The organism is Shewanella denitrificans OS217 (genome assembly GCF_000013765.1).
GTDB classification, from domain to species: Bacteria; Pseudomonadota; Gammaproteobacteria; order Enterobacterales; family Shewanellaceae; genus Shewanella; species Shewanella denitrificans.
In genome coordinates, this window is sequence record NC_007954.1 from 458,260 (window position 1) to 480,442 (window position 22,183).

A 22,183-nucleotide genomic window follows, 5' to 3' on the forward strand; every position below is an offset into this window, starting at 1 on the left:
CACGAATATAGCCGTTAATAAAAGGACGCCCCCTTGGATCATTTCATTTATCAAGACCAAAATTTGTTTGCTGAATCTTGCTCTGTGGCAGAAATAGCCCAGCAGCATGGCACGCCAGTATATATTTATTCTCGGGCCACCCTAGAGCGTCATTGGCGTGCCTTCGATGATGCGGTGGGAACTCACCCTCATTTAATTTGTTATGCAGTCAAAGCCAATTCGAACTTGGCGGTGCTCAATGTGTTAGCTAGGCTTGGCAGTGGTTTTGATATTGTGTCAGGGGGCGAGCTTGCGCGGGTCATTGAAGCGGGCGGCGATCCCAAAAAAGTGGTGTTCTCCGGCGTGGGTAAAACGGTCGAGGAGATGCAACAGGCATTGGAACTGGGTATTTACTGCTTTAATGTCGAATCGAGCGCCGAGCTTGAGCAGTTAAACCTTGTTGCTCAGTCTTTGAATACTAAGGCGCCAGTATCGCTGCGGATCAATCCCGATGTGGATGCCGGCACCCATCCCTATATTTCAACTGGCCTTAAAGAAAACAAGTTTGGTATCGCTATGGAAGAGGCCGAGCAAGTGTTTGTTCGCGCCGCAGCCCTTTCTCATATTGACGTTAAAGGAGTGGATTGCCACATCGGCTCGCAATTAACCGAGCTTAAACCTTTCTTGGATGCCATGGATAGACTGCTGGGTTTAGTGGATAGGTTAACCGCTCTTGGTATTGAATTATCGCATTTAGATGTGGGTGGCGGTTTAGGGGTTCCCTATGATAATGAAACTCCGCCAGCGCCGCAGGTGTATGCCGCCGCCTTGGTTGAGCGTCTCGGGGAGCGAAAATTAACCCTTATTTTCGAACCAGGGCGTGCCATTGCTGCCAATGCGGGTATTTTTGTGACTCAAGTCTTATACCTTAAAGAAAATAGCAATAAGCGTTTTGCCATTGTCGATGGCGCCATGAACGATTTACTGAGACCAGCGTTATACAGTGCCTGGCAAAAAATCATTCCCGTGCAGCAAAGCGATGCCGCGACTCAAGCATTTGATATTGTGGGCCCAGTATGTGAAACCGGTGACTTTTTAGGTAAAGATCGCCAGCTAGCTGTTGTGGCAGGGGATTTGTTAGCAATACGCTCATGCGGGGCTTATGGGTTTGCCATGTCGTCAAATTATAATTCTCGCCCACGAGTGGCGGAAATCATGGTCGATGGTTCACAGGCGTTTGTGGTTCGCGAGCGAGAAAAACGTCAACAACTCTGGCAAGGTGAGCAATTGCTGCCGTAAACTAGGCAAGAAAGCATAATCACCCGCTCACATAATAATAGGTTTGATAAAGGAAGGCGCATTTGATCCATTTCACTAAGATGCACGGGTTAGGCAATGACTTTATGGTTGTCGATGGCGTGACCCAGAATGTATTTTTCTCCCCAGAGCAGATCCGTCGCCTTGCTAACCGTAATTTTGGTGTGGGCTTTGACCAACTACTCTTGGTCGAACCCCCCTATGATCCCGACTTAGATTTCCATTACCGCATTTTTAATGCCGATGGCAGCGAAGTCGAACAGTGCGGCAATGGCGCCCGTTGTTTTGCCCGCTTCGTTCGCAATAAGGGTTTGACACAGAAGAATAAAATTCGCGTGAGCACCTCTTCTGGGAAGATGACACTAAGGCTTGAGCGTGATGGTAGCGTAGTGGTCAACATGGGCGTGCCCGTGACGGATCCTAGCAATATTCCTTTTAAGGCCAAGAAAGTCGAAAAAACTTATCTGTTGCAAACGCCAGTGCAAACCTTTCTCTGCGGTGCTATTTCCATGGGTAATCCCCATTGTGTTATCGAAGTGGATGACATTGACACTGTGGCCGTGGATGAAATTGGCGCGCTTTTGACCCGTCACGAACGTTTCAGTAAAGGGGTCAATGTGGGCTTTATGCAAATCATTAATCCGGGGCACATTAAGCTTAGGGTCTATGAGCGCGGCGCCGGGGAAACCTTAGCCTGCGGTACGGGTGCCTGTGCTGCAGCGGCCATAGGTCAGCTGCAAGACAAGCTTTCACGTCAGGTTAGGGTTGATTTACCTGGCGGTACATTGCACATTGATTGGGACGGCGAAGGTAAGCCTTTATGGATGACCGGCCCAGCAGAACACGTTTACGATGGACAAATTCAGTTATGACAGAACACCTGACTCCAGAGTCAAGCGCCAGCCTTAACGATAAACTTAAGCTTATGGCCAAACCCAAAGCGGCTGATGCACTTGCCACCAACAGCAACCAAGCGGGCATTGCTAACCCCATGGCTGCGATGGAAATGCTAGGCACGCCTTTGCAGTTCGATGCCGCCATGGATGAGCACATAGTGCGTGAATATTTGCTGGATAACCCAGACTTTTTCAATCGCTACCCTGAGTTATTATTGTCACTCCAGTTACCTCACCAAGAGCGGGGGACAGTTTCTTTAGTTGAGCGTCGCCAAGAGGTACTGCGTCAGCGAGTTACCCAGCTAGAGGAAGAAATCACTTCTTTGATGGTTTGCGCGCAAGAAAACGAGAAAATATTCCATTTTAATAATGATTTATCCCACAAATTATTGGCCTGTGAAGACTTAGGTGAACTCAGGCAAGTGCTGTCAGAAGGGCTAAAACATCACTACGGCTTTAGCCATGTTAGGTTAATCACAGTGCATGATATCGACAGTGAGTTGGCCAATATTTGGCGTCATCGTATTTCGTTGGGCCATTATTTTGGCCGTTTGACTCAGTCTGAGTCTAAACGCTTATTCGGCGGTGAAGTGGGATCTGTGGCACTGACTAAGCTGTCAGATGAGAATGGCCAGGTTATTTTTGCTGTCGCCAGTCCTGACTCGACTCATTTTCACCCAGGAATGGATAATTTATTTTTTGATCAGTTAAGACGTTTACTGGATCACATGCTGCCTAAGTTCTAGCGCATGCTCCAAGCAATAGTGTTAATCTGACGTGGGCTGTAAACGCAGGCAAGGTTAAATCAAACAAGGGCGGCCGATGGCACAAACAAGCTTATTTGCGCGCTTTGAACGCTACTTAACTTCAGAGCGGCAGTTATCGCCTTATACTGTGCGTAATTATCTGTTTGAATTACGCAGAGCCGAGCCGTATTTATTTACAACACTTAGTTTGCCTGAATATGCGGCACAAACCTCGCAAACCAATGCAATAACGTCTCCGCAAACGGATGAGCAGTGGTTAGCATTAAGCCATGAGGCGCTGCAAGCTCTGCTGGCAAAACTTCACCGCCAAGGCTTAAGTCCTCGCTCACTTTCCCTGTGTTTATCTGCCTTAAAGCAATTTTTTGAATACCTGTTGGCAGAAGACTGCATCACTCATAACCCGGCTAAAGGCTTGTCTGCGCCTAAACAAGCCAAACCTTTACCTAAGAATATCGATGTGGATGCCATCAGCCATTTATTGGCAATAGATGGCGATGATCCCCTGGTTATACGAGATAGGGCCATCATGGAGTTGTTTTATTCCAGCGGCCTGCGCCTCGGGGAGTTGGCCAGTCTAAATTACGGCGATATTCACTTGGGGTTACAAGAAGTAAAAGTGCTGGGTAAAGGTGGGAAAGAGCGGCGCGTGCCGGTAGGAAAGCTCGCCATGGAGGCGCTGGCCTTATGGCACACTCAAAGGTTATTGCTAGTGCAAGCTGATGAGCCAGCCTTGTTTGTCAGTAACCAGGGCAAGCGCCTATCTCATCGTAGTATTCAAGCCAGAATGGCTAAATGGGGTCAAAATCAGGCCTTATCCGTACCGGTTCATCCTCATAAGTTGCGTCATTCCTTCGCGACACATATGCTTGAATCGAGTGGGGATTTGCGCGCGGTGCAAGAATTACTCGGGCATGCCAATTTATCCACCACCCAAATTTACACGAGTTTGGATTTTCAACATCTTGCTAAGGTCTATGATGGTGCGCACCCAAGGGCGAAAAAAGGGAGGGAGAAAGGATGAAGCAATACCTAAGATTACGAGCATTCAAGGCCATAAGTTTTGACCTCGATGATACCTTGTATCACAACACGCCTTATCTGCAATTGGCGACGGACAAGTTTTTTGCCTTTCTCAATCAGAATTACCCTAAGACGCAAACCTTGCACGCTCAAGGCTGGCTGACGATTAAACACGATTTGTTTGACTTGCACCCAGAGCTTAAACACGACACCAGCGCTGCTCGCTACGCCATGGTTCACGATGGGCTAATGAGTTTAGGTTACAAGGAGAGTGAGGCCAGTGAAGGCGCACAGAAATCCATGGCCTGTTTTCATTTTTATCGCAGCGATTTTACCTTAGACGACAAGGTGCTGAATTTACTCAAGCAGCTCGCCGAGTCAGTCACCTTGGTTGGAATCAGCAATGGCAATGTGGATGCCAGTCGTATTGGCTTGAGTGAGTCGCTAGCGTTTGTGCAGCATCCAGGTCATGGGGTGAAGATGAAGCCTCATGGGGATATGTTTGAGCTGGCGTGCCAGCGCTTGAATATTTCTCCCGCTGAACTGCTGCATGTGGGTGACCATCAAATGGCCGATGTGAGTGGTGCCCGCCGCGCCGGATGTCAGAGCGTATGGTTTAATCCTGAAAAGCATCCGCTAACACGCCGCACCGGTAGTATCTTGCCTCATGTTGAGCTTGATGATCTGAATAAATTGCTTAATTTAGTCTGATTTTTTAGTGAGTTAAACTGTATGGCTCAGTTACGTTAGCCGCGTTTCGCCAGTGTAAGATCTATGCCCGAACGCTGGCGCATTTGTTTTACTTGTTCATGACTGGCGCGCATGTCGGCATCTCCCACTCTAAAATAGCTGCCGGAAAATGGATCTTGGCCAATATAGATGGGCCTGAGGTTTTTATCTACAGCGGGAATATGCAGGCGAATAAGCTTTTTTGACACAATCTCGATAATTTGCACATCAGTTGGCGCCAGTATGTTATGGCTTATCTTGGTCGGGTCGTTAAGGATTTCCCAAATTTCACTCAACATAGGCATAGGATTGATTATTCCCTCTATGGTAAATTCGCCCTTGTCTTCACGCACCCCAAGAATGATCTCACCGCCTAAAGTATTAGCGAATGCGCTGTAGGTTTCCCACATATCTTCAGGTAACTGGCCAGTGCCATCGCGGCCGCCTGCCAATTTAAACTCAACTTGAGCCGATTCTTGTAGGTGATTAATATCATCTAATGCGAAGGTAAGCGTGGTCATCTAGGCTGCCTTTGAATGAGTGAGCCGATAGATTGAGCATATGAGAAATAAAATGACTCAGCAAGTGGCTGAGTCATAAAGGCGAAAACAGGCCACGCAAGGCTGATTGGCTCAATAGGCGAGGGCTTTTGGAAAGAGTATGTTGTTTTCTAGTTGAATATGAACTTGAAGGTCAGCATCGAATTCTGCCAAGGTTTTATAACAGTTACGCCAAGTGTAACAAGCTTGCTCTGGAATGCGATAACCATCAGTTAACTGTCGAATTTGCTTGTAATAACTGCTCAGCTTCTCTGTGCTCATGCTCCATAGCATTGATAGGATTACCTATATGGCCAAAACAGCTGTTGACTTGTTCACCTTGACTTAAGGCCCTGATCGCGGGAAAGAGGATTTGCTCTTCCTTGTATAAATGAGGGGTTAAATCATCCACTAAAGCCTGTACTAGCGCTGCTAAAGGTTTTACTTCCGGGCAATCATTACCGTGAGCTCGTAGCATTTTTTGCGTGTATTCAATAAGCAAAGGGCCAGTGTCACGTATGTATTGATGATGAGTTGATTCTAAATAATCAATAATGTCGCCAGGTGTTAAGGCCGCGACTTCCTCTTGATTAAGGGGCAGAATTTGAGTGCTAGACATAAGTGAACCTAAAGATGCAAAATAATTGCATCTATACTAGCGACCTTAAGTTACGGCCTCAAATTCTCCACAGCGAAATTGAGTCCTTGCTCACATTCTTCGCTTATCAGAGCTAATGACTGGCTATAGCAGGCAGCGCTGCCCCTTTGTAAGTGGGGAGCTGAGTACCTTGGCTGACACTTGTTGGTCTTCTGTTATGTTGGTCGCCCTAAGTTGTTGATTGTTATGAAAAATAAGGCCTCGACGATCCATGCTGGCTTGCTCAAGTTAATGGGTTTGAGCCAACCTTGGTTTTAAGGTCGAAACTATATTGTTGGTTTGATGCTTCACTTGGTTTGCCGTTATAACCTATACCATTGTAATTGTAGGGGTGCTGCTGCCGGCCATAAAGATGATTTGCCCACTACCTTTAAATGAGGATGCAGTAGCCGCCATTCTGTAATGGGCTTGAGCACTGGCAGAGGGCAAGGATTTATGCTCATTATGGCGGTTTGCGGCTAGTGATGATGCAATAGAATAGTGAGGGATAAGCTACCAAGCGATCCTCTGGTGGTTATCTGGGGATATTTCACCAAAAAGACACACAGGTGATGCCTGGTAGCTGCGCTTCTGCCTGAGATTGGCTTTAATTTTAACGCCATCACACAGCACCAGCTGATTTGCAAACATGCAGACAGCCTGACCAAATACTGCAGGGGCTGGAATAGGGCTGGCTTGCGACCAAGTATCGGTATGGGTGTCATACACTTGCTCTAAATTGACGTTTCCATCTTGATGCCAGCCACCAAAGAGATAGATGTACCTGTCTTGGTAGCTTGCCACCGCACTGTCGTCCACGGCGACGGGCATATCGGCAATGCGCTGATAGCGTAAATCTTGAATGTTAAAGCGGTAATTGTCTGCGGTGCTGAGCTCTTGATGATCTTCAGCCACGGTATAGCCGCCAAAAATATAAGCACTGTCTTTTATGCCAATAGCGACAGAGGCAAGCCTGCCAGAAAGTGGCGCGATATAGGGCACATCATCCAAAGCTTGCCAATGACCAAGCGTGATTATGCACATCTTGATAACCCTTATTCGCACCTAGGCCCATAAAGCTGACTAGGTAGCTGTTATCATTTTTCTTCACTAACGCGACAGCATTATTACTCACAGCTTGGGGAAGATTGGGGTAAGTCAATATTGGCTTGGCTGCGCTAGCTGGAGAGTCTTGAAAACTGGTATGAATTTGCGTCCCGTGAACTTGGCTACTCATTAGAGCAAGTAAGGCTAAACTGCAGAATGAATTTTTCAATGGCTGGCCATTTTGTTGCTTTGAGCCAGAAGATGCCGCCTGCTTAAAGGCGGCACTGTTAGCGGGTGAGCCTGTGACTCTATCCCAGGTGGGGTTATTTGCCGATGGCGTGGCGGTCAAGCGCATTGGCGCTGAGCCTTTTCGACTCGCCAAAGAATACGTCGATGAAGTGGTAACCGTAAGCTCAGATGAAATCTGCGCCGCCATCAAGGATATTTTTGAAGACACCCGCGCTATTGCTGAGCCCGCTGGGGCGCTAGCATTGGCAGGGCTTAAGAAACACCTTGGAAAAACAGGCAAGGGCGAGAAAGTGGCGGCTATTTTAAGTGGCGCTAATGTGAATTTTCATAGCCTGCGTTATGTGTCTGAGCGCTGCGAACTAGGCGAGCAAAAAGAGGCGATTCTTGCGGTCAAGGTCCCAGAAAAACCCGGCAGTTTTCTGCGATTTTGCGAGCTATTAAATAAGCGGGTGATGACAGAGTTTAACTACCGCTTTAGTGGTCGCGACCAAGCTATGGTGTTCGCCGGTATTCGCTTAAGCAATGGCGCCGAGGAGCTGGCTGAGATTATCAAAACCCTTGAGTCTCAAGGGTTTGAAGTGCAAGATTTATCACAAGATGAAACCGCAAAACTGCACGTGCGTTACATGGTGGGCGGCAGACCGCCAAAACCTCTGCAAGAGCGGTTATTTAGCTTCGAATTCCCTGAGCACCCAGGTGCCTTGCTCAAGTTTTTAACCACATTGCAAAGCCAATGGAATATCAGCTTATTCCACTATCGCAACCACGGCGCCGCCTTTGGACGAGTATTAGCAGGTTTTGAAGTACCAGCCAGTGATGCCTTGCCCTTTGCGCGCTTTTTAACTGAGCTTGGTTTTGTCTATCAAGAAGAAACCCACAGCCCAGCGTACCAGTTATTTTTGAATACCCCGGCGGTGTAAAGTATTGGCAGATGCATAAGTATCTAAGGAAAGGCCGCTAGGCGCAATGCATGGGATTACTATTAACTTCTGTCTTTTTTATAAGATAGATATTGACAATGTCGTCAATAAGCGCAAAACTGTTGTTAACAACGGCTTCCTCCAGAACTTAGGTTCATAAGAGTGGGAGCTTTTTTTTGCCTAGAGAAAAGTCGATGGCTCCAGCACTTATTCCTTACATTAAACCCTATCAAGAAAGTAAAGAGCTTTGTGAGAGGTTGGCTAAACAAGGGCTGAAAATCGAAGATCAAAATGAAGCAGAAAAAATCATAAAGCGCTATAGTTACTATCGCTTCAAAGCGTACCTTATCCCCTTTAAGAACAACAATACAAAAACTTATAACGAAGGCTCTACTTTCGAAAACAGCCATTTACTATACCAATTCGATTGTGAGTTACGAAGCACATTATTTCAAATTATAGAGAAGATTGAAGTTGGTGTTCGTTCATCCGTCGACCAATGGATTACATCTCAAACCAATAATCCTTTTTGGTATTTAGACTCATCCCTTTTTAGTCATAATGGTGATCAAATCAAAACTGTGTCCCGTGTCAGGGATAGTTTTAAGGACTCAAAAGAAGAGTTTGCCAAGCATTATAGAGAAAAGTACTACAATCAATATTGCCCATTTTATCGTGATCTTCCACCTGCATGGGTTGCCATCGAGATAATGACGTTTGGTAACGTAGTTAAGTTACTGGAAAATATTACTGAAGCCCGAATTCAACTCCGAAGTGCGACACTCACCAAATTAAGCGGCTAATTGTTTAAACACAACAGCTGGCTGCTTAAACTTCAAACATTTCTTAGGTCTGTAATTAATCCTGTTCTGGGCAAATAAGATGATGGCGTCGCTTACTGTCCTTAAGTCAGTCCCTTTTTTTACATACTGCCTTAATAAACCGTTGGCATTTTCATTGGCGCCACGTTCCCAAGAACTATACGGATGAGCAAAGTAAAATGTTGTGTCTAACGCGTTGGCTATGACTTCATGATGAGCGAATTCACGACCATTATCGGCAGTTATAGTGTGCACATATTGCTTATAGGGCATCAATAATTCGATAGTCGCTTTAGTCACATCTTCAGCAGATTTTGAGGCCACTTTCTTTATTAAATAAAAACGGGTCTTTCGCTCTAAAATTGTCACTATTGAACCTGTCCCATGCTTGCCTAATACGGTATCGATTTCCCAATCACCGAAACGTTCGCGAGTATCAACAATGGCAGGTCTAGAGTCGATAGAGGTACCATTTTTAATCGCTGGCGCTTTCTCTTTTTTACCTCTGCGATAGCGCTTATGACCTTGCCGTAGATGGCGATATAGCTTGCCGCCTTGACGTTTATTCCTTGCCACAAAGCGGTAAATCCATTCATGACTAACAGCTTGGTTCATGCCCGATAACACCCGTGAAATCTGCTCTGGGCTCCAATCATGTTGCAGTAGGAAGCGGACGAAGTTTATTCTTGTATCGGGGATGGTATATTTGGCTGAATGACGCCGCATCTTACACGCACTGGCTTGAGCGCTGTCAGGGCAATAACCCTGCAGGGCATGACAACGTTTTAGTTCTCGATAGACAGTCGCACGATGACAATTGATAGCTTTTGCAATCAAAGCTATCGAAATACCCTGGTCTAAAAGGACTGAAATCTGATATCTTCTTCCCTCAGTCAACTGCTGATAACTCATAGTGATACTCTTTTTTCTTTGGCGAGATAAAGCCTACCACTTTCAGCAGTTGGCTTCTTCTACGCCTCAATTAAGAGTGTCGCAGTTATTATCTGAATTCGGGAGATAGCATCCAATCCCTAAAACTTGATCGATTTACTAAAAAAGCATTCAATATACAGAAGTTTGTTTCATTAAGGTCTTGGCTGGCTTCTATTCGCGAAGTAAGGAACCATTGCGGTCATCACAATCGACTGTTTAATCGTAACCTTAATGCACCTACAGGAATAAAGCGCCTACTTAGTAATGAAGTGAAACTAGTTCGGACTGTACCAGCTTTAGGTAAAAGAGAAGAGGACCAGCTTAATCGTCTTTATACTACGGTTACAGCGATGCAAATTATTTACAGTGGTCTTGGATATACGGAAAAAATAGGACCCAAAATACAAGCTCTATTTGAAAAGTATCCAGTTGCGCAGCAATTCAAAAATTCTATGGGTTTTCCTGAACTTTGGAAACATGAAATTTTGCTTTTTGATATATAAACTTAATTCGATACTAAACACTAAGCTTATTCCTGATAGGGGAAACATTCGTGTCGACATGCCATGTATTATCATCAAGGTGTTGATTTTGAGTGATAATTTTATGGTGCTGTCTTCCTATTTATATTTTAATAAGATGGCTTAATGCTAAGAACAATTGATAATCACATCATACTGGCTCGCCATGGCATTCACTCGTCGACACGCCGTAAACTCATCCCTGAGGGCTCGAACATCCCGTCCATGGGATGGACGGTCGTCTCGCAAATACGCATGCCTCACCTTTTTAGATTTATGTAACTTTTTATCTTTAAAACATAAAACATAAAACATAAAACATAAAACTTGAACCTGTTAATAAGGTCAATCTCAGTTAGTGATACGAGGCCAGCTTAAATTGCACTTTGGAGCATAGACTGTAGCATTTCTAATAGTGGTTCCCAGTGTTCTAATAATTGCAGCGGTGGTTCAAGATCAAAGATATCTTGAAGTTCATTCCAAAGATCATGAAATGTATCCTTAAGAAAGTCTTTTATTGCACGTTTAGCATCTTCAGGAATAATTTCAGATTTTTCTATGCCACTGATTACGGTTTCATATGCACTAAACTGCGCACTACCAAACTGTGCGGTTCCAAATCGAGACATGATAAAACTCCTTTTCATATTAAGCACAAAGTAACAACTAACAGATATTTTACACTAAGTCCCAAACGCAATAAATGATTTAAATCAGTCACTTGACTGACGGCTTTGTCAATGGTGTAGTTATTGTGAAACCAATGAATGCATCTATATTGAATTTATAGTAGCTCTCATGTACTAGACGACACTGATGCTAATGAGAGGGTATTGGGCTAAATGGCTCGAGTGCGTGTGCAGCAGGGATGCTGCGCCCGAGCCCACAAGGATGTGTTGACGGCGTCACTCGGGACATTAGCACAATGGCCGAGATCGCCAATTAAGCTTATTTAAAAAACATCTAAATGTCTTAAAGCTTGCTGCCAGCTTCTATGAAGTTATGCCACCTCAGTCATCAAACTTATCCTCGGTGCCAAAACACCCTATTTTGGCGTATAAATAACCACTTGAGTGTGATAGTTTGAAGTAGGAAAGAGTGAATACTCTATTTTTGTTCGGCCCTACAGCTATATAACTAGATAATAACTAGATCCATAAGGAAAGCTCAGATGATATCAGCCCCTACAGTCAATTCATTTACCCCGCCGCGCCGTACCTTGATGGGTCCGGGTCCTTCTGATGTGTATCCTGAAGTGCTGGCTGCCCAAGCTAGGCCGACCATAGGGCATTTAGATCCTCTGTTTGTCGGCATGATGGATGAGCTTAAAAGCTTAATTCAATACGCGTTTCAGACTAAAAATGAAATGACCTTAGCGATTTCTGCCCCAGGGAGCGCTGGGATGGAAGCCTGCTTTGTGAATCTGGTTGAGCCGGGCGAGAAAGTGATTGTGTGCCGCAATGGCGTATTTGGCGAGCGTATGCGGCAAAATGTTGAGCGTGTCGGCGCCCTTGCTGTGGTGGTGGATAATGAATGGGGCGAGCCTGTGTGCCCAAAAGCGGTGGAAGCGGCGCTTAAGGCCAATCCCGATGCAAAGTTTTTAGCTTTTGTTCATGCAGAAACCTCAACAGGGGCGTTATCGGATGCCAAAACCCTATGCCGCTTAGCCCAAGAGCATGATTGCCTTAGCATAGTGGATGCGGTGACCTCATTAGGCGGTGTTGAGCTTTTAGTGGATGAGTGGGGCATAGATGCCATCTATTCTGGCAGTCAGAAGTGCTTGTCTTGTGTACCGGGTTTATCGCCAGTGTCGTTCTCGCCCAAGGCGGTGGCTAAGCTCATGAGCCGTAAAACCCCAGTGCAGAGCTGGTTTTTAGATCAATCCTTAGTCATGGGCTATTGGGGTAATAAAGACAGCGGGCTTAAGCGCAGTTACCATCATACAGCGCCTGTGAATGCACTGTATGCCTTGCATGAAGCATTTCGTTTATTGGCTTTAGAAGGTTTAGAGAATGCTTGGGCAAGGCATAAAAAAATGCACCTAGTCTTAGCCGCTGGGCTTGAGCAATTAGGGCTTAAGTTTGTCGTAGCAGCGGAGCACAGGTTGCCTCAGCTCAATGCCGTGTATTTACCTCAAGGCGTCGATGATGCCTTAGTCCGCACTCAGTTACTCGAAGAATACAATTTAGAAATTGGTGCAGGCCTTGGGGCGTTAGCGGGTAAAGCGTGGCGCATAGGCTTGATGGGCTTTGGCGCCCGCCGTGAAAACGTGGCCTTGTGTTTAAAAGCGCTGGAAGAGGTGATGAACTAATACAGGCCGCTGACTGCTAACCGCTAACTTTTAAGCGTTAGGATTTAAGCGTTAGGATTTAAGAGTTAGCATTGTGCAGTGAAAACGCCTGAAATAGGCAAGCTGAGATAGAAACGTGTTTGGCGGGTGAGACGCCCGCCAAATACAGCTTAAGCTTGTTCGGCTAACTTCTTTTCTAATTCATTAACTTGAGCCTGCAAGGCTTCTAGCTTTTCGCGGGTTTTTAGTAATACGTGTTGTTGTACTTCAAATTCTTCCCGAGAGACAAAATCCAGCTTCATTAACTGATTTTGCAATATTTGCTTGCTGCGCTCTTCAAATTCGCCAGCAAACTGCTTAAGTCCGCTAGGTAAGTTCTCACTGAGCTGCTTGGCAACATCTTCGATTTTCTTTGGGTTAAACATAGTCTGTATTCCATAGCCATTTTGATTAGTGTAACCGAGCTCGCCTTCAAGAAAAAGCCCAATACCTTAGTGGAAATTTATCGGCACATTAAAGCTTACGTTAAGCAAAGCCCTTCTGCTATGATCCAGCTCCCACGCTTTAAGGATACAATTTTTCAATGAAACTTAACCCCGCCCAAAACGATGCCGTCCATTATGTCTCTGGTCCATGCCTAGTGCTTGCCGGTGCGGGCAGTGGCAAGACGCGGGTTATTATCAATAAAATTGCTTATCTGGTTGAAAAATGTGGCTACAAGGCGAGAAATATCGCCGCGGTAACCTTTACCAATAAGGCCGCCCGAGAAATGAAAGAGCGTGTGGCTCAATCTATGGGGCGTAAAGAGGCACGGGGCCTGTGGATCTCTACCTTTCATACCTTAGGGCTTGAAATCATTAAGCGTGAATACAAGGTATTAGGGCTAAAGGCGGGTTTTTCATTATTTGACGACCAAGATACCTTAGCACTATTAAAAGATCTCACCGAAGATGAGTTTGATGGTGATAAAGACTTGCTCAAAGCCCTTGCCAGTGCAATTTCTAATTGGAAGGGCGATCTGGTTATCCCTGCCCAAGCTCGTAAGCTTGCCAAGGATGAACAGAGCCAGCTATTTAGCTTCTTGTATCAAAAATATGCCCAGCAGATGAAGGCCTATAACGCCTTAGACTTCGATGATTTGATCTTGCTACCTACCTTGTTACTTAGGCACAATGAAGAAGTGCGCACTCGCTGGCAGACTCGTATTCAATACCTGCTGGTGGACGAATATCAAGACACCAATACCAGCCAATACGAGTTAGTAAAACTCTTAGTTGGCGAGCGTTCACGATTTACTGTGGTTGGGGATGACGATCAGTCCATCTATTCTTGGCGTGGTGCTAAGCCGCAGAACTTGGTACTGCTGGGTAAGGACTTCCCAGCACTTAAACTCATTAAGTTGGAGCAAAATTATCGCTCCAGCCAGCGTATCTTACGCGCGGCTAACATCTTAATTGCTAATAATCCTCACGTGTATGACAAAGCCTTATTCAGTGAACTTGCCTATGGTGAGCCGCTTAGGGTGTTAATTGCCGCCAACGAGGAGCAAGAAGCCGAGCGAGTGGTAGCGGAGATAGTTCGCCACAAGTTTGTCGGCCGGACCAAGTTTGGGGACTACGCCATCTTGTACCGTGGTAATCATCAATCTCGCTTGCTGGAGCGAGCGCTGATGACTAACCGTATTCCCTATAAAATCAGTGGTGGCACCTCATTTTTTGCTCGCGCCGAGATTAAAGACATCATGGCTTACCTAAAGCTTGTGGTTAATCCCGATGATGACAATGCGTTTTTGCGGGTGGTGAACTTACCTAAACGTGGCATAGGTCCTGCCTCCCTTGAGCGCTTAGGCAGCTTTGCCAATGAGAAGCATATTTCGCTATTTTCAGCGATTTTTGAAGGGGAGCTTAATCATCATCTAGCTCCAGCAGCTACGGCGGCCTTATATCAATTTGGCCGTTTTATTGTGGATACTGGCGAAATTGCGACTCGCGGTGAGCCCGTGGATGCCATCAAGCAATTAATTCGTAAGATTAATTACGAAGATTACCTGTACGAGACCAGCACCAGCGCAAAAGCTGCTGAGATGCGGATGAAGAACATTTCCGAGTTATATCGCTGGGTGACAGAGATGCTGCAAGGGGATGAATTGGATGAGCCTATGACGCTCCCTGAAGTGGTGACCCGCTTGACGCTTCGAGACATGATGGAGCGCAATAATGAGGATGAGGGCGGCGATCAGGTACAGTTGATGACGCTGCATGCCTCTAAAGGTTTGGAGTATCCCTTCGTGTTTATGGTGGGCACTGAGGAGCGTATCTTGCCTCATCAGGTCAGCATAGATGAAGATAATGTGGATGAAGAGCGCCGTCTTGCCTATGTGGGGATTACTCGCGCCCAGAGAGAGCTATGGTTTACCTTGTGCCGAGAGCGGCGTCAATTCGGTGAAACCATGCGCTGTGAGCCAAGCCGCTTTTTACTTGAGCTACCTCAAGATGATTTGATTTGGGAAAACCGTAAACCGGTACAAACAGAAGAACAGAGGCAAGAGACAGGCAAGTCACATATCGCCAATTTGCGGGACATGTTTAAGAAATAGTGTAACGTAGAAAAACTAGGGGCTTCGGATGAAGCCCTCATGGTTTAAGGTCTGCTACTTAGTAGATTGTAGCGATTAAGCGCAGCTTTTTTGTACTTTAATGTAATTAAGGTGTTTTTTCTCGAAGGTCTTACCTTGGCCTTGCTGGTAACCTAACTGGCTGAGTTGGCGTTTTTGCTGCACTGTATCCACCCCCTCAACAAACATATCGACACCTAACGAGCTTGCCGCTAATTGATAGGCCTTAGTGAGCTGCATCTGCTGTTCATTGACTAAGTGCTTGCTGATGTTACTGTCGAGTTTTAGTGCGCTGATGGGTAATAAACTTAAGCTGCTCAGTGAACTGTAACCCGTGCCATAGCCATTCATACCGATATTCACATCCATCTGCGATAAATGCTGAAAGGCACTGATGTGGTTTTCAGTGTCTTGCACGAAGGCCTTTTCGTGGAAAAACACCCAGATGCTACTGAGATCTAACTGACTCTTTTTAAGGGTACGCTTTAGGTTTCTAAGGCCGTGCTTATGTTTAATATGCTGGCTTGAAACGGACAAATGGATACAAATCTTATTGCTAAATTGCTGCACTAATTTGCTGTAATTATGGTTCAGATGATCGAAAATATAGGCATCGAAATGAATGATCAACTGGCACTGTTCAGCCAGAGATTTAAGCTGATTGTGGGTTTTAAGGCTGCCATCAGGATGCTTCCAAGAGGCTTGTGGCTCTAAGGCGATGATAGATAAATCATTGAAATTCATCACAGGGGCGTAGCTGATATTGATTTCTTGTTGTAAAAGTGCCCGTTTAAAGGCTTTTTTCATCTCGGCGGCTTGTTTTGCCTGTTTATCGATTTGACTATCAAATATGACATAACAGCCCTTGCCTTTAGATTTAGCCTGATACATGGCTGCATCGGCGGATTTAAGTAAGGATTCGCTGGTATCCTCTTTATGATGACCACTAAAGGCGATGCCGATACTGGCGCCTGAGATAAAATCTTGCTTGCCTAATTTATAGGGCTGTGACACCTGATACAAGATGCGATCACTAACATCCAGTGCATCTTGGGTGCCTTGTATGCTATCGAGCAAAATCACAAATTCATCACCACCTAAGCGAGCTAAGGCATCGTTTTCTCGAATGCAGGATTTTAAGCGTCTAGCAGTTTCGATTAAAAACTTATCCCCTTCGAGGTGACCAAAGGTATCGTTGATTTGTTTAAATCTGTCTAAATCGATAAACAAGAGTGCAAATTGATCATGTCCATGTCTGCGACCGTGCTTGATGGCATAAGATAAGCGCTCCATAAAGAAGCTACGATTTGGCAGGCCCGTTAAGCCATCGTGCTTGGCATCATGTTGCAGCTGAGCTTCAATCTTACGTCTTTGCATGATTTCTTCTTGCAAATTGTCATTCAATTCCGCCAATGCTTGGGTTCGTTGGCTTACCTTATCCTCTAGCTCATCGTGACTGCGCTTTAAGCTCTCAACTGCCATCTTTCGTTCTATGGCATTGGCGATGTGATGGGAGACAAAGTTCAATAGTTCGAGATCTTTGACTTGATAGTTTTGATCTTGGCTTATGCTGTAAATGGTTAATGCACCGGCTATGTTACCGTGAATGAATAAAGGGATGCCTATCCATTGATGCATGGCATGAGTTTGGTTCAAAGCAGGTGCAATAGCGTAGATTTCATCTTGTTCTATTAATGTCTTAATATCGTTTTGACTCAGAAGCTTAGGTTCTTTTGTGGCTAGAATGTACTCTGTTAAACCATCTTGCATGGGTCTCGATGCGGGATAACTTAAATTCATTTGGGATACGTAGAAAGGGAAGGATAGCGTCGCATCTACATTATTGATCAAAGCGATAAAACAGTTTTGTGCCGGGATCAGTTGACTAATAATTTGATGGAGTTGCACATAGAATCGATTCTGGTCCGCATTAGACGCTGACAAATCGGCTATTTCAAATAAGGCTTTTTGTAGTCGTTCGGCTCTAACACGCTCTTTGACTTCTTGTTTTACTGTTTCGTAGGCATGGCTGAGTTCTTTGGTGCGCTCTACAATGGCTTGCTCGAGTTGCTCATGATGTTTCAGGCGCTCCATGACACCAGAAATATGATGGCAAATAAAGCCCATTAGCTCGAGCTCTAATTCGCCATAGGTGATATCAGGATGGTAACTTTGTACCACCAATACCCCTATACTGTGATGGTTTCGCTTAATGGGAACGCCTAGCCATTGATGGCTAGGAGAGCCTAAATCATCGATGGCACCAGTGGCAATAAGTTCATCAAATTTATTGGTGTCACAAAGCAGTGGTTTCCCGGTTTTAAGGACATACCCTGTAATGCCACGTTCAATGATGGACGAAATCTCCTCATCAGGATAAAGTTCACTGGGATGAGGGTCTTTTTCATCGGCAAAAAAAGGCAAACTAATGAGGCCTGTGTTGGCATCTCGACTAGCAATAAAGAAGTTATCTGCTGGGATGAGTTTTTTTAGGTGCAGATGCACACCTTGATAAAATAAATCTAAGGACGCGGCTTTTGTGGCAATATTGGAAATTTCCAATAATGCATTTTGAATGATCTCAGCCCGTTTATATTTCCTCGCCAAGCGCTTTAGTCGAATGACTCTTTTTTGCAAGTGCTCGATATCGGAAGATATAAAGGAGGGAGCGACATCCATATTCTTGTTTCCCACTTAGACTTAAGCTCCCAAAGTAGTTTTATCCCAGATCACATTTTTAACATACTTCTTACCTTGTTCCAATAGGCTAAAGGCTTCTTTTTTGTATAAAAAATAGCACTATGTGTCAAAACTTAAGCAAACAGCTAAAAAAAGATAAAACAAGTGTAGACTCGAGGCAGTTTTAACCCTAGTATATGCGGCGCTAACCAAGGCGAGCGCCCATAGCTCAGCTGGATAGAGCGCACCCCTCCGGAGGGTGAGGCCGAAGGTTCGAATCCCTCTGGGCGCACCATTCTGTTGAATGCATATCTGGAAGTTGGTAGACGTTAGCAAGTATCTTAAGTGATACAGTTTGAAAGCAGTGGTGATTGTAGCTCAGTTGGTAGAGTCCCGGATTGTGATTCCGGTTGTCGTGGGTTCGAGCCCCATCAGTCACCCCATTCAAACTTACATAATTCGTTTTAAAAGATTTCTCGGTGATTAGCGCAGTTTGATAGCGCATCACGGCCCTTTGAAAGGGTGGAGCAGAGGGTTTACCCGTTAAGTCTCACAATATCATACAAGTTTCTCGGTGATTAGCGCAGCCCGGTAGCGCATCTGCTTTGGGAGCAGAGGGTCAGAGGTTCGAATCCTCTATCACCGACCACATTTTTGGTTTCGATTTTAGTCGAAACCTTTTTCCTTAAAAAAGAAAAAAGATTTCCCGGTGATTAGCGTAGCTCGGTAGCGCATCACGGCTCTTTGAAAGAGCGGAGCAGAGGCTTTCCCTCAGCAAGATTACATAATTGAACAGATTTCTCGGTGATTAGCGCAGCCCGGTAGCGCATCTGCTTTGGGAGCAGAGGGTCAGAGGTTCGAATCCTCTATCACCGACCAAACATAAAAAAAGCCACTCGAAAGAGTGGCTTTTTTTATGTTTGGATAAATAGATTAATGCAATCTAGTAATGATGCTCTTTATCGATGGAGCTTGCTGGAGCGAGCAGAGAATCAGAGGTTCGAATCCTAGCTCTTTATACAAGCAGCCGACCACATTTAAGAAGCCACTCGAAAGAGTGGCTTTTTTGCTTTTCGGGTGTTGTAACATAAGGCAGAGGGTCTGTAAGCAGCGAACCAAGCATAAAAAGCCACTTTAAAGAGTGTCATACATTAATTCGGGTTGTATCAATTAGGATTAAAGACTTCCCCGTTTAGCCCAATCCCAGTGAGAGGGATTCAGCTCTTAACGGGTACTAAAGTTAATCAGCGAGATTAAAGCTGAGTTTATGCCACTGGTTGGCATCGCTTGCGTGCAAGCGCACTGAGGTCACTTTCTTGTCTTTTTCAAGATTGATGTGGTTAATTTGCAGCGGCCAAATCTCTTGCAAGCTGCTCATCTTGATCCAAAGATCCTGCATCTTATCGGTGATCGGCGTCTCTTGATAAACCCACAGGTATTTACCGTCAAGCTCAGTACCTACATAGTTAAGTGGCAATGTTTGTTTGGTCTCATCTTGCAAGGCGAACTTGGCGATGGCGTAATAGGCGAATGCCTCACGGCTGACCGGGTCACTCATTAAGTCACTGTTTTTATCAAGTAGACGCTTGGCCGCATGCTCGGCGTCATGAAGATAAAATCTGTGCTGCACTTCCAGCATAGCGCTGCGCTGATTAAAGCTCACATTGGTATAGGTTTCTTGCTGCTGGTGGGCCAAGGCATTCGTGCTGAGCATGAGTACCAAGGCGAGTTTCAACATCAGTCTTAACATTATTTCTTAAACTCCTTGGTCTCAGGGGATTCTAATTCGGCGTTAACATCGAACATAAGATCGCGGCTATCTTTGGCATCATCTTTGTCATCTTTAAAGGCTTCGATGCGTGATTGAATAATGCGCCTCGGGTAAAAATTGTTTTCTCTGTCCACATCGGCGGTTTCTTGATTAGGGTCCAGCGCCACCGAGGCTAATACTTTGTTCTTGTCTGTGATGATGAGTTTACTCACATGATGCGGCGACTTACGCCAAATTTCAGCGGGGATATTCATTTTGGTCACAGTGCCATCTTCATAGCTGAGCTCAAGCAACAAGGGCATGACTAAGCCGCCAAGGTTAGAAAATTCCAGCACGTAATAGTTTTGGTCTTCTTTTATGGCGCGCTTTAGGGCTTGTCGTTCCCAAGGCTCAAGCTCTGCCAGCATTTCTTGATAATCATTTCTGTCTTGATTGGTGGCGGTAAACTTATCGTGTTTATCGTGAAAGTCTTGATTGTCTGGGTGCTTGTCGACCCAAGCCTGCTTACCTTCTGCTTGGTTACTGCGGCTAAAGTAAGAGCTGGGTTTAGCTAAACTGTCTTGGCGCTGACGCTTGAAATCGATATCGGGATTAAGTGTGTCTAAACGCAGCTTATAAATTTTATCCAGCGAAATATCCACGTGATCTGTGGTGTAAAACCAGCCACGGAAGAACCAGTCTAAATCCACCCCTGAGGCCTCTTCCATGGTACGGAAAAAGTCCGCTGGGGTTGGGCGTTTGTTTTCCCAACGCAGGGCGTATTCTTTAAAGGCAAAGTCGAACAACTCACGGCCTAAGATGACTTCACGCAAGATGTTTAACGCCACAGCAGGCTTAGTATAAGCATTAGGGCCAAGCTTAAGCACGCTGTCAGATTGGGTCATCACAGGCACTTGGACGTCCGATTTCATGTATTCGATAATATCTTGTGCCTCACGGCCCCAATCTAATTTGGGATCCCATTCTTTGCTGGCCACACCGTCGAGGAAGCTATTTAAGCCTTCATCCATCCAGGTCCATTGGCGCTCATCTGAATTGACGATCATGGGGAAATAATTGTGGCCCACTTCGTGGATCACTACCCCAATCAAAAACTGTTTTTCAGATAAGGTATACGTGCGGGAATCATCTTCAGGATGCCAAATGGTGCGTGGTCCGTTGAAGCTAATCATGGGGTATTCCATACCGCCAACTGGGCCATTGACACTGATGGCGGTGGGATAAGGATAATCGAAGGTGAAGCGAGAATAAACTTGCATGGTATGGATGACAGACTCAGTGGAATAACGCTGCCACAGCTCACCGCCTTCCTTGGGGTAGAAAGACATGGCCATCACCTTGGCTTGAGTGTCACCGCCTTGCTGATAGCCTTTGGCATCCCAAATAAATTTACGAGAGGATGCCCAAGCAAAGTCACGCACGTTTTCGGCTTTAAAGTGCCAGGTTTTATGCCCACTGACAGTGCTCGATTCGTTAGCTAAGGCTTCATCGGGGGAGACAATAAACACAGGTTTAGTGGCTGTTTCGGCCTGTTTAAGGCGCTTAGCTTGTTGTTGAGTCAATACCGAGGTGAGGTTTTGCAGTTCACCGGTAGAGGCGACGATATGATCTTTAGGCACAGTCAATTTTACATCGTAATCACCGAATTCTAAGGTAAATTCGCCGCTGCCTAAGAAGGCCTTGTTGTGCCAAGCCTCATAGTCGGAATAAGCCGATAAGCGCGGAAACCACTGGGCCATCATAAAGATGTCGTTGCCATTTTTGCGCTTATCGTCGGGGAAGTGCTCAAAGCCTGAACGGGCATCAACGGCATCTTCTTCGAGTATATTAAAGCTATATTCCAGCTTAAATTGCATGGTTTCGCCTGCAGCCAAGGGCTTTGGCAGGTCGATGCGCATTTGCTCACCCACGACAGTGTACTTAAGTGGCGTGCCCTTGATATCCGTTATCTTACCAAGCTGATAACCCATGGGGGTATCGGCTAAAAATTGTTGCCGACGCAAGTCATGGATATTGATTTGTGCTGCAACCTCACCCATGCGTGCACTGTCGGCATCCACAGAGTCAATCGTTTGAGTGAGTTCACCTATGGAGTCGGCTTTAAAACGGTTTTGCTCCAGTTGCAGCCATAAATACTTAAGCCCATAGGGGGAGTTATTGTGGTAAGTCACCACTTGCTTAGCGCTTAAGCGGCGCAAGTTTTCATCTAGGCTGGCTTCAATTTGGTAATCCACTTGCTGCTGCCAATAGGCTTTGCCTGGCTCTCCTGCGGCATTGCGATAGTCATTGGCTGTGGGCAAGTCTTCGTCGAGCTGGCGGAACTTATCTTGAAAATCCCCTTTGGTTTGTAATATGGGATTGGCCTGGGCGTTGAGCACCAGAATGACCCCAGAGAGTAGGGCTAAGAGTTGGCAAGATAAGCGCATAGTGTTCCTGCAGAGGGCAGTAGCCTCA

Annotated in this window: 19 protein-coding genes, 4 tRNA genes and 3 pseudogenes; 16 read left to right on the forward strand and 10 right to left on the reverse strand. The window is 45.6% G+C overall.

Annotation, left to right across the window (positions count from 1 at the left end):
• Positions 1–33: 33 nt before the first annotated feature.
• The 5 genes from lysA (at position 34) to SDEN_RS02085 (ending at position 4,690) form a co-directional block, all read left to right on the forward strand.
• Positions 34–1,278, forward strand: coding sequence for a diaminopimelate decarboxylase (gene lysA, locus SDEN_RS02065; protein WP_011494852.1), 1,245 nt, complete (start codon positions 34–36; stop codon positions 1,276–1,278).
• 62 nt (positions 1,279–1,340) lie between these two features.
• Positions 1,341–2,168, forward strand: coding sequence for a diaminopimelate epimerase (gene dapF, locus SDEN_RS02070; RefSeq protein ID WP_011494853.1), 828 nt, complete (start codon positions 1,341–1,343; stop codon positions 2,166–2,168).
• 119 nt (positions 2,169–2,287) lie between these two features.
• Positions 2,288–2,938 (forward strand): DUF484 family protein, encoded by a 651-nt coding sequence (locus tag SDEN_RS02075; protein WP_041405968.1) that lies wholly within the window; start codon positions 2,288–2,290, stop codon positions 2,936–2,938.
• A 76-nt stretch (positions 2,939–3,014) separates the two neighbouring features.
• The gene (locus SDEN_RS02080) at positions 3,015–3,980 is read left to right on the forward strand and encodes a tyrosine recombinase XerC (protein WP_011494855.1); all 966 of its coding nucleotides are present in this window, start codon (positions 3,015–3,017) and stop codon (positions 3,978–3,980) included.
• A complete protein-coding gene (locus SDEN_RS02085) occupies positions 3,977–4,690 on the forward strand; it encodes an HAD-IA family hydrolase (RefSeq protein WP_011494856.1) in 714 nt (237 codons plus the stop codon). Before SDEN_RS02080 ends, SDEN_RS02085 begins: the two co-directional genes overlap by 4 nt.
• 35 nt (positions 4,691–4,725) lie before the next feature.
• Here SDEN_RS02085 and SDEN_RS02090 read toward each other — a convergent pair whose 3' ends face one another.
• The 4 genes and pseudogenes from SDEN_RS02090 to SDEN_RS20335 all read right to left on the reverse strand — a co-directional run bounded on the left by SDEN_RS02090 (position 4,726) and on the right by SDEN_RS20335 (position 7,286).
• Positions 4,726–5,229 carry an AlbA family DNA-binding domain-containing protein gene (locus SDEN_RS02090; RefSeq protein WP_011494857.1) on the reverse strand — a complete coding sequence of 168 codons (504 nt, stop codon included), beginning with the start codon at positions 5,227–5,229 and terminating at the stop codon, positions 4,726–4,728.
• A gap of 111 nt (positions 5,230–5,340) precedes the next feature.
• Positions 5,341–5,836, reverse strand: a pseudogene (locus tag SDEN_RS02095) (hemerythrin domain-containing protein); the annotation flags it as partial.
• 561 nt (positions 5,837–6,397) lie between these two features.
• Complete coding sequence (locus SDEN_RS20330; protein ID WP_086022091.1) at positions 6,398–6,928, reverse strand: Kelch repeat-containing protein; 531 nt, start codon at positions 6,926–6,928, stop codon at positions 6,398–6,400.
• The gene (locus SDEN_RS20335) at positions 6,888–7,286 is read right to left on the reverse strand and encodes a hypothetical protein (RefSeq protein ID WP_157599814.1); all 399 of its coding nucleotides are present in this window, start codon (positions 7,284–7,286) and stop codon (positions 6,888–6,890) included. The genes SDEN_RS20330 and SDEN_RS20335 overlap by 41 nt, the downstream gene beginning before the upstream one ends.
• On the opposite strand from SDEN_RS20335, the pseudogene ilvA reads away from it, so the two are divergent.
• Together ilvA and SDEN_RS02110 are read left to right on the forward strand one after the other, a co-directional pair.
• A pseudogene (ilvA, locus tag SDEN_RS02105) lies at positions 7,183–8,100 on the forward strand (threonine ammonia-lyase, biosynthetic); the annotation flags it as partial. The gene SDEN_RS20335 and the pseudogene ilvA overlap by 104 nt on opposite strands.
• Positions 8,101–8,294: 194 nt before the next feature.
• On the forward strand, positions 8,295–8,903 hold the full coding sequence (locus SDEN_RS02110) for an Abi family protein (protein ID WP_011494861.1): 609 nt from the start codon (positions 8,295–8,297) through the stop codon (positions 8,901–8,903).
• On the opposite strand, the gene SDEN_RS02115 is transcribed toward SDEN_RS02110, so the two are convergent.
• Positions 8,892–9,833 (reverse strand): IS30-like element ISSde3 family transposase, encoded by a 942-nt coding sequence (locus tag SDEN_RS02115; protein WP_011494504.1) that lies wholly within the window; start codon positions 9,831–9,833, stop codon positions 8,892–8,894. The two genes, SDEN_RS02110 and SDEN_RS02115, sit on opposite strands and share 12 nt — an antisense overlap.
• A gap of 110 nt (positions 9,834–9,943) precedes the next feature.
• On the opposite strand from SDEN_RS02115, the pseudogene SDEN_RS21000 reads away from it, so the two are divergent.
• From SDEN_RS21000 to SDEN_RS20645, 3 genes and pseudogenes are all read left to right on the forward strand, one after another.
• A pseudogene (locus SDEN_RS21000) lies at positions 9,944–10,063 on the forward strand (Abi family protein); the annotation flags it as partial.
• Positions 10,064–10,123: 60 nt separating this feature from the next.
• Entirely contained in the window at positions 10,124–10,357 is a 234-nt protein-coding gene (locus tag SDEN_RS20775; RefSeq protein ID WP_049762924.1) for a hypothetical protein, read from the forward strand.
• A gap of 144 nt (positions 10,358–10,501) precedes the next feature.
• Complete coding sequence (locus tag SDEN_RS20645) at positions 10,502–10,657, forward strand: hypothetical protein (protein ID WP_198134624.1); 156 nt, start codon at positions 10,502–10,504, stop codon at positions 10,655–10,657.
• A 92-nt stretch (positions 10,658–10,749) separates the two neighbouring features.
• On the opposite strand, the gene SDEN_RS02125 is transcribed toward SDEN_RS20645, so the two are convergent.
• Positions 10,750–11,004, reverse strand: a complete 255-nt coding sequence (locus SDEN_RS02125) for a hypothetical protein (RefSeq protein WP_011494862.1) — start codon at positions 11,002–11,004, stop codon at positions 10,750–10,752.
• Positions 11,005–11,546: 542 nt separating this feature from the next.
• Between SDEN_RS02125 and SDEN_RS02130 the strand changes: the two genes are divergently transcribed.
• Positions 11,547–12,686, forward strand: coding sequence for a pyridoxal-phosphate-dependent aminotransferase family protein (locus SDEN_RS02130; RefSeq protein ID WP_011494863.1), 1,140 nt, complete (start codon positions 11,547–11,549; stop codon positions 12,684–12,686).
• Between the two features lie 149 nt (positions 12,687–12,835).
• On the opposite strand, the gene ubiK is transcribed toward SDEN_RS02130, so the two are convergent.
• Complete coding sequence (gene ubiK / locus SDEN_RS02135; protein ID WP_011494864.1) at positions 12,836–13,090, reverse strand: ubiquinone biosynthesis accessory factor UbiK; 255 nt, start codon at positions 13,088–13,090, stop codon at positions 12,836–12,838.
• Positions 13,091–13,248: 158 nt separating this feature from the next.
• Between ubiK and rep the strand changes: the two genes are divergently transcribed.
• Positions 13,249–15,261: a DNA helicase Rep gene (gene rep / locus SDEN_RS02140; protein WP_011494865.1), complete on the forward strand. Its 2,013-nt coding sequence runs from the start codon at positions 13,249–13,251 to the stop codon at positions 15,259–15,261.
• Positions 15,262–15,336: 75 nt separating this feature from the next.
• Here the strand turns inward: rep and SDEN_RS02145 are convergent, their stop codons facing one another.
• Complete coding sequence (locus SDEN_RS02145) at positions 15,337–17,958, reverse strand: sensor domain-containing phosphodiesterase (protein WP_011494866.1); 2,622 nt, start codon at positions 17,956–17,958, stop codon at positions 15,337–15,339.
• 218 nt (positions 17,959–18,176) lie between these two features.
• Here SDEN_RS02145 and SDEN_RS02150 point away from each other — a divergent pair.
• The 4 genes from SDEN_RS02150 to SDEN_RS02165 all read left to right on the forward strand — a co-directional run bounded on the left by SDEN_RS02150 (position 18,177) and on the right by SDEN_RS02165 (position 18,837).
• A tRNA-Arg gene (locus tag SDEN_RS02150) sits at positions 18,177–18,253 on the forward strand.
• A gap of 72 nt (positions 18,254–18,325) precedes the next feature.
• Positions 18,326–18,401 (forward strand) — tRNA-His (locus SDEN_RS02155).
• Between the two features lie 129 nt (positions 18,402–18,530).
• A tRNA-Pro gene (locus SDEN_RS02160) sits at positions 18,531–18,607 on the forward strand.
• A 153-nt stretch (positions 18,608–18,760) separates the two neighbouring features.
• Positions 18,761–18,837 (forward strand) — tRNA-Pro (locus SDEN_RS02165).
• A 361-nt stretch (positions 18,838–19,198) separates the two neighbouring features.
• Here the strand turns inward: SDEN_RS02165 and SDEN_RS02170 are convergent.
• Together SDEN_RS02170 and SDEN_RS02175 are read right to left on the reverse strand one after the other, a co-directional pair.
• Positions 19,199–19,708 (reverse strand): DUF6702 family protein, encoded by a 510-nt coding sequence (locus SDEN_RS02170; RefSeq protein ID WP_011494867.1) that lies wholly within the window; start codon positions 19,706–19,708, stop codon positions 19,199–19,201.
• A complete protein-coding gene (locus tag SDEN_RS02175; RefSeq protein ID WP_011494868.1) occupies positions 19,708–22,155 on the reverse strand; it encodes a M1 family metallopeptidase in 2,448 nt (815 codons plus the stop codon). The genes SDEN_RS02170 and SDEN_RS02175 overlap by 1 nt, the downstream gene beginning before the upstream one ends.
• Positions 22,156–22,183: the final 28 nt, after the last annotated feature.

Excerpts from the sequence above, each read along its gene's own strand:
- SDEN_RS02075 (WP_041405968.1), top strand. The coding sequence starts at position 2,288 with ATGGCTGCGATGGAAATGCTAGGCACGCCTTTGCAGTTCGATGCCGCC.
- SDEN_RS02080 (WP_011494855.1), top strand. The coding sequence starts at position 3,015 with ATGGCACAAACAAGCTTATTTGCGCGCTTTGAACGCTACTTAACTTCA.
- SDEN_RS02085 (WP_011494856.1), top strand. The coding sequence starts at position 3,977 with ATGAAGCAATACCTAAGATTACGAGCATTCAAGGCCATAAGTTTTGAC.
- SDEN_RS02090 (WP_011494857.1), bottom strand. The coding sequence starts at position 5,229 with ATGACCACGCTTACCTTCGCATTAGATGATATTAATCACCTACAAGAA.
- SDEN_RS20330 (WP_086022091.1), bottom strand. The coding sequence starts at position 6,928 with ATGTGCATAATCACGCTTGGTCATTGGCAAGCTTTGGATGATGTGCCC.
- SDEN_RS20335 (WP_157599814.1), bottom strand. The coding sequence starts at position 7,286 with ATGCGCTTGACCGCCACGCCATCGGCAAATAACCCCACCTGGGATAGA.
- SDEN_RS02110 (WP_011494861.1), top strand. The coding sequence starts at position 8,295 with ATGGCTCCAGCACTTATTCCTTACATTAAACCCTATCAAGAAAGTAAA.
- SDEN_RS02115 (WP_011494504.1), bottom strand. The coding sequence starts at position 9,833 with ATGAGTTATCAGCAGTTGACTGAGGGAAGAAGATATCAGATTTCAGTC.
- SDEN_RS20645 (WP_198134624.1), top strand. The coding sequence starts at position 10,502 with ATGCTAAGAACAATTGATAATCACATCATACTGGCTCGCCATGGCATT.
- SDEN_RS02125 (WP_011494862.1), bottom strand. The coding sequence starts at position 11,004 with ATGTCTCGATTTGGAACCGCACAGTTTGGTAGTGCGCAGTTTAGTGCA.
- SDEN_RS02130 (WP_011494863.1), top strand. The coding sequence starts at position 11,547 with ATGATATCAGCCCCTACAGTCAATTCATTTACCCCGCCGCGCCGTACC.
- ubiK (WP_011494864.1), bottom strand. The coding sequence starts at position 13,090 with ATGTTTAACCCAAAGAAAATCGAAGATGTTGCCAAGCAGCTCAGTGAG.
- rep (WP_011494865.1), top strand. The coding sequence starts at position 13,249 with ATGAAACTTAACCCCGCCCAAAACGATGCCGTCCATTATGTCTCTGGT.
- SDEN_RS02145 (WP_011494866.1), bottom strand. The coding sequence starts at position 17,958 with ATGGATGTCGCTCCCTCCTTTATATCTTCCGATATCGAGCACTTGCAA.
- SDEN_RS02170 (WP_011494867.1), bottom strand. The coding sequence starts at position 19,708 with ATGTTAAGACTGATGTTGAAACTCGCCTTGGTACTCATGCTCAGCACG.
- SDEN_RS02175 (WP_011494868.1), bottom strand. The coding sequence starts at position 22,155 with ATGCGCTTATCTTGCCAACTCTTAGCCCTACTCTCTGGGGTCATTCTG.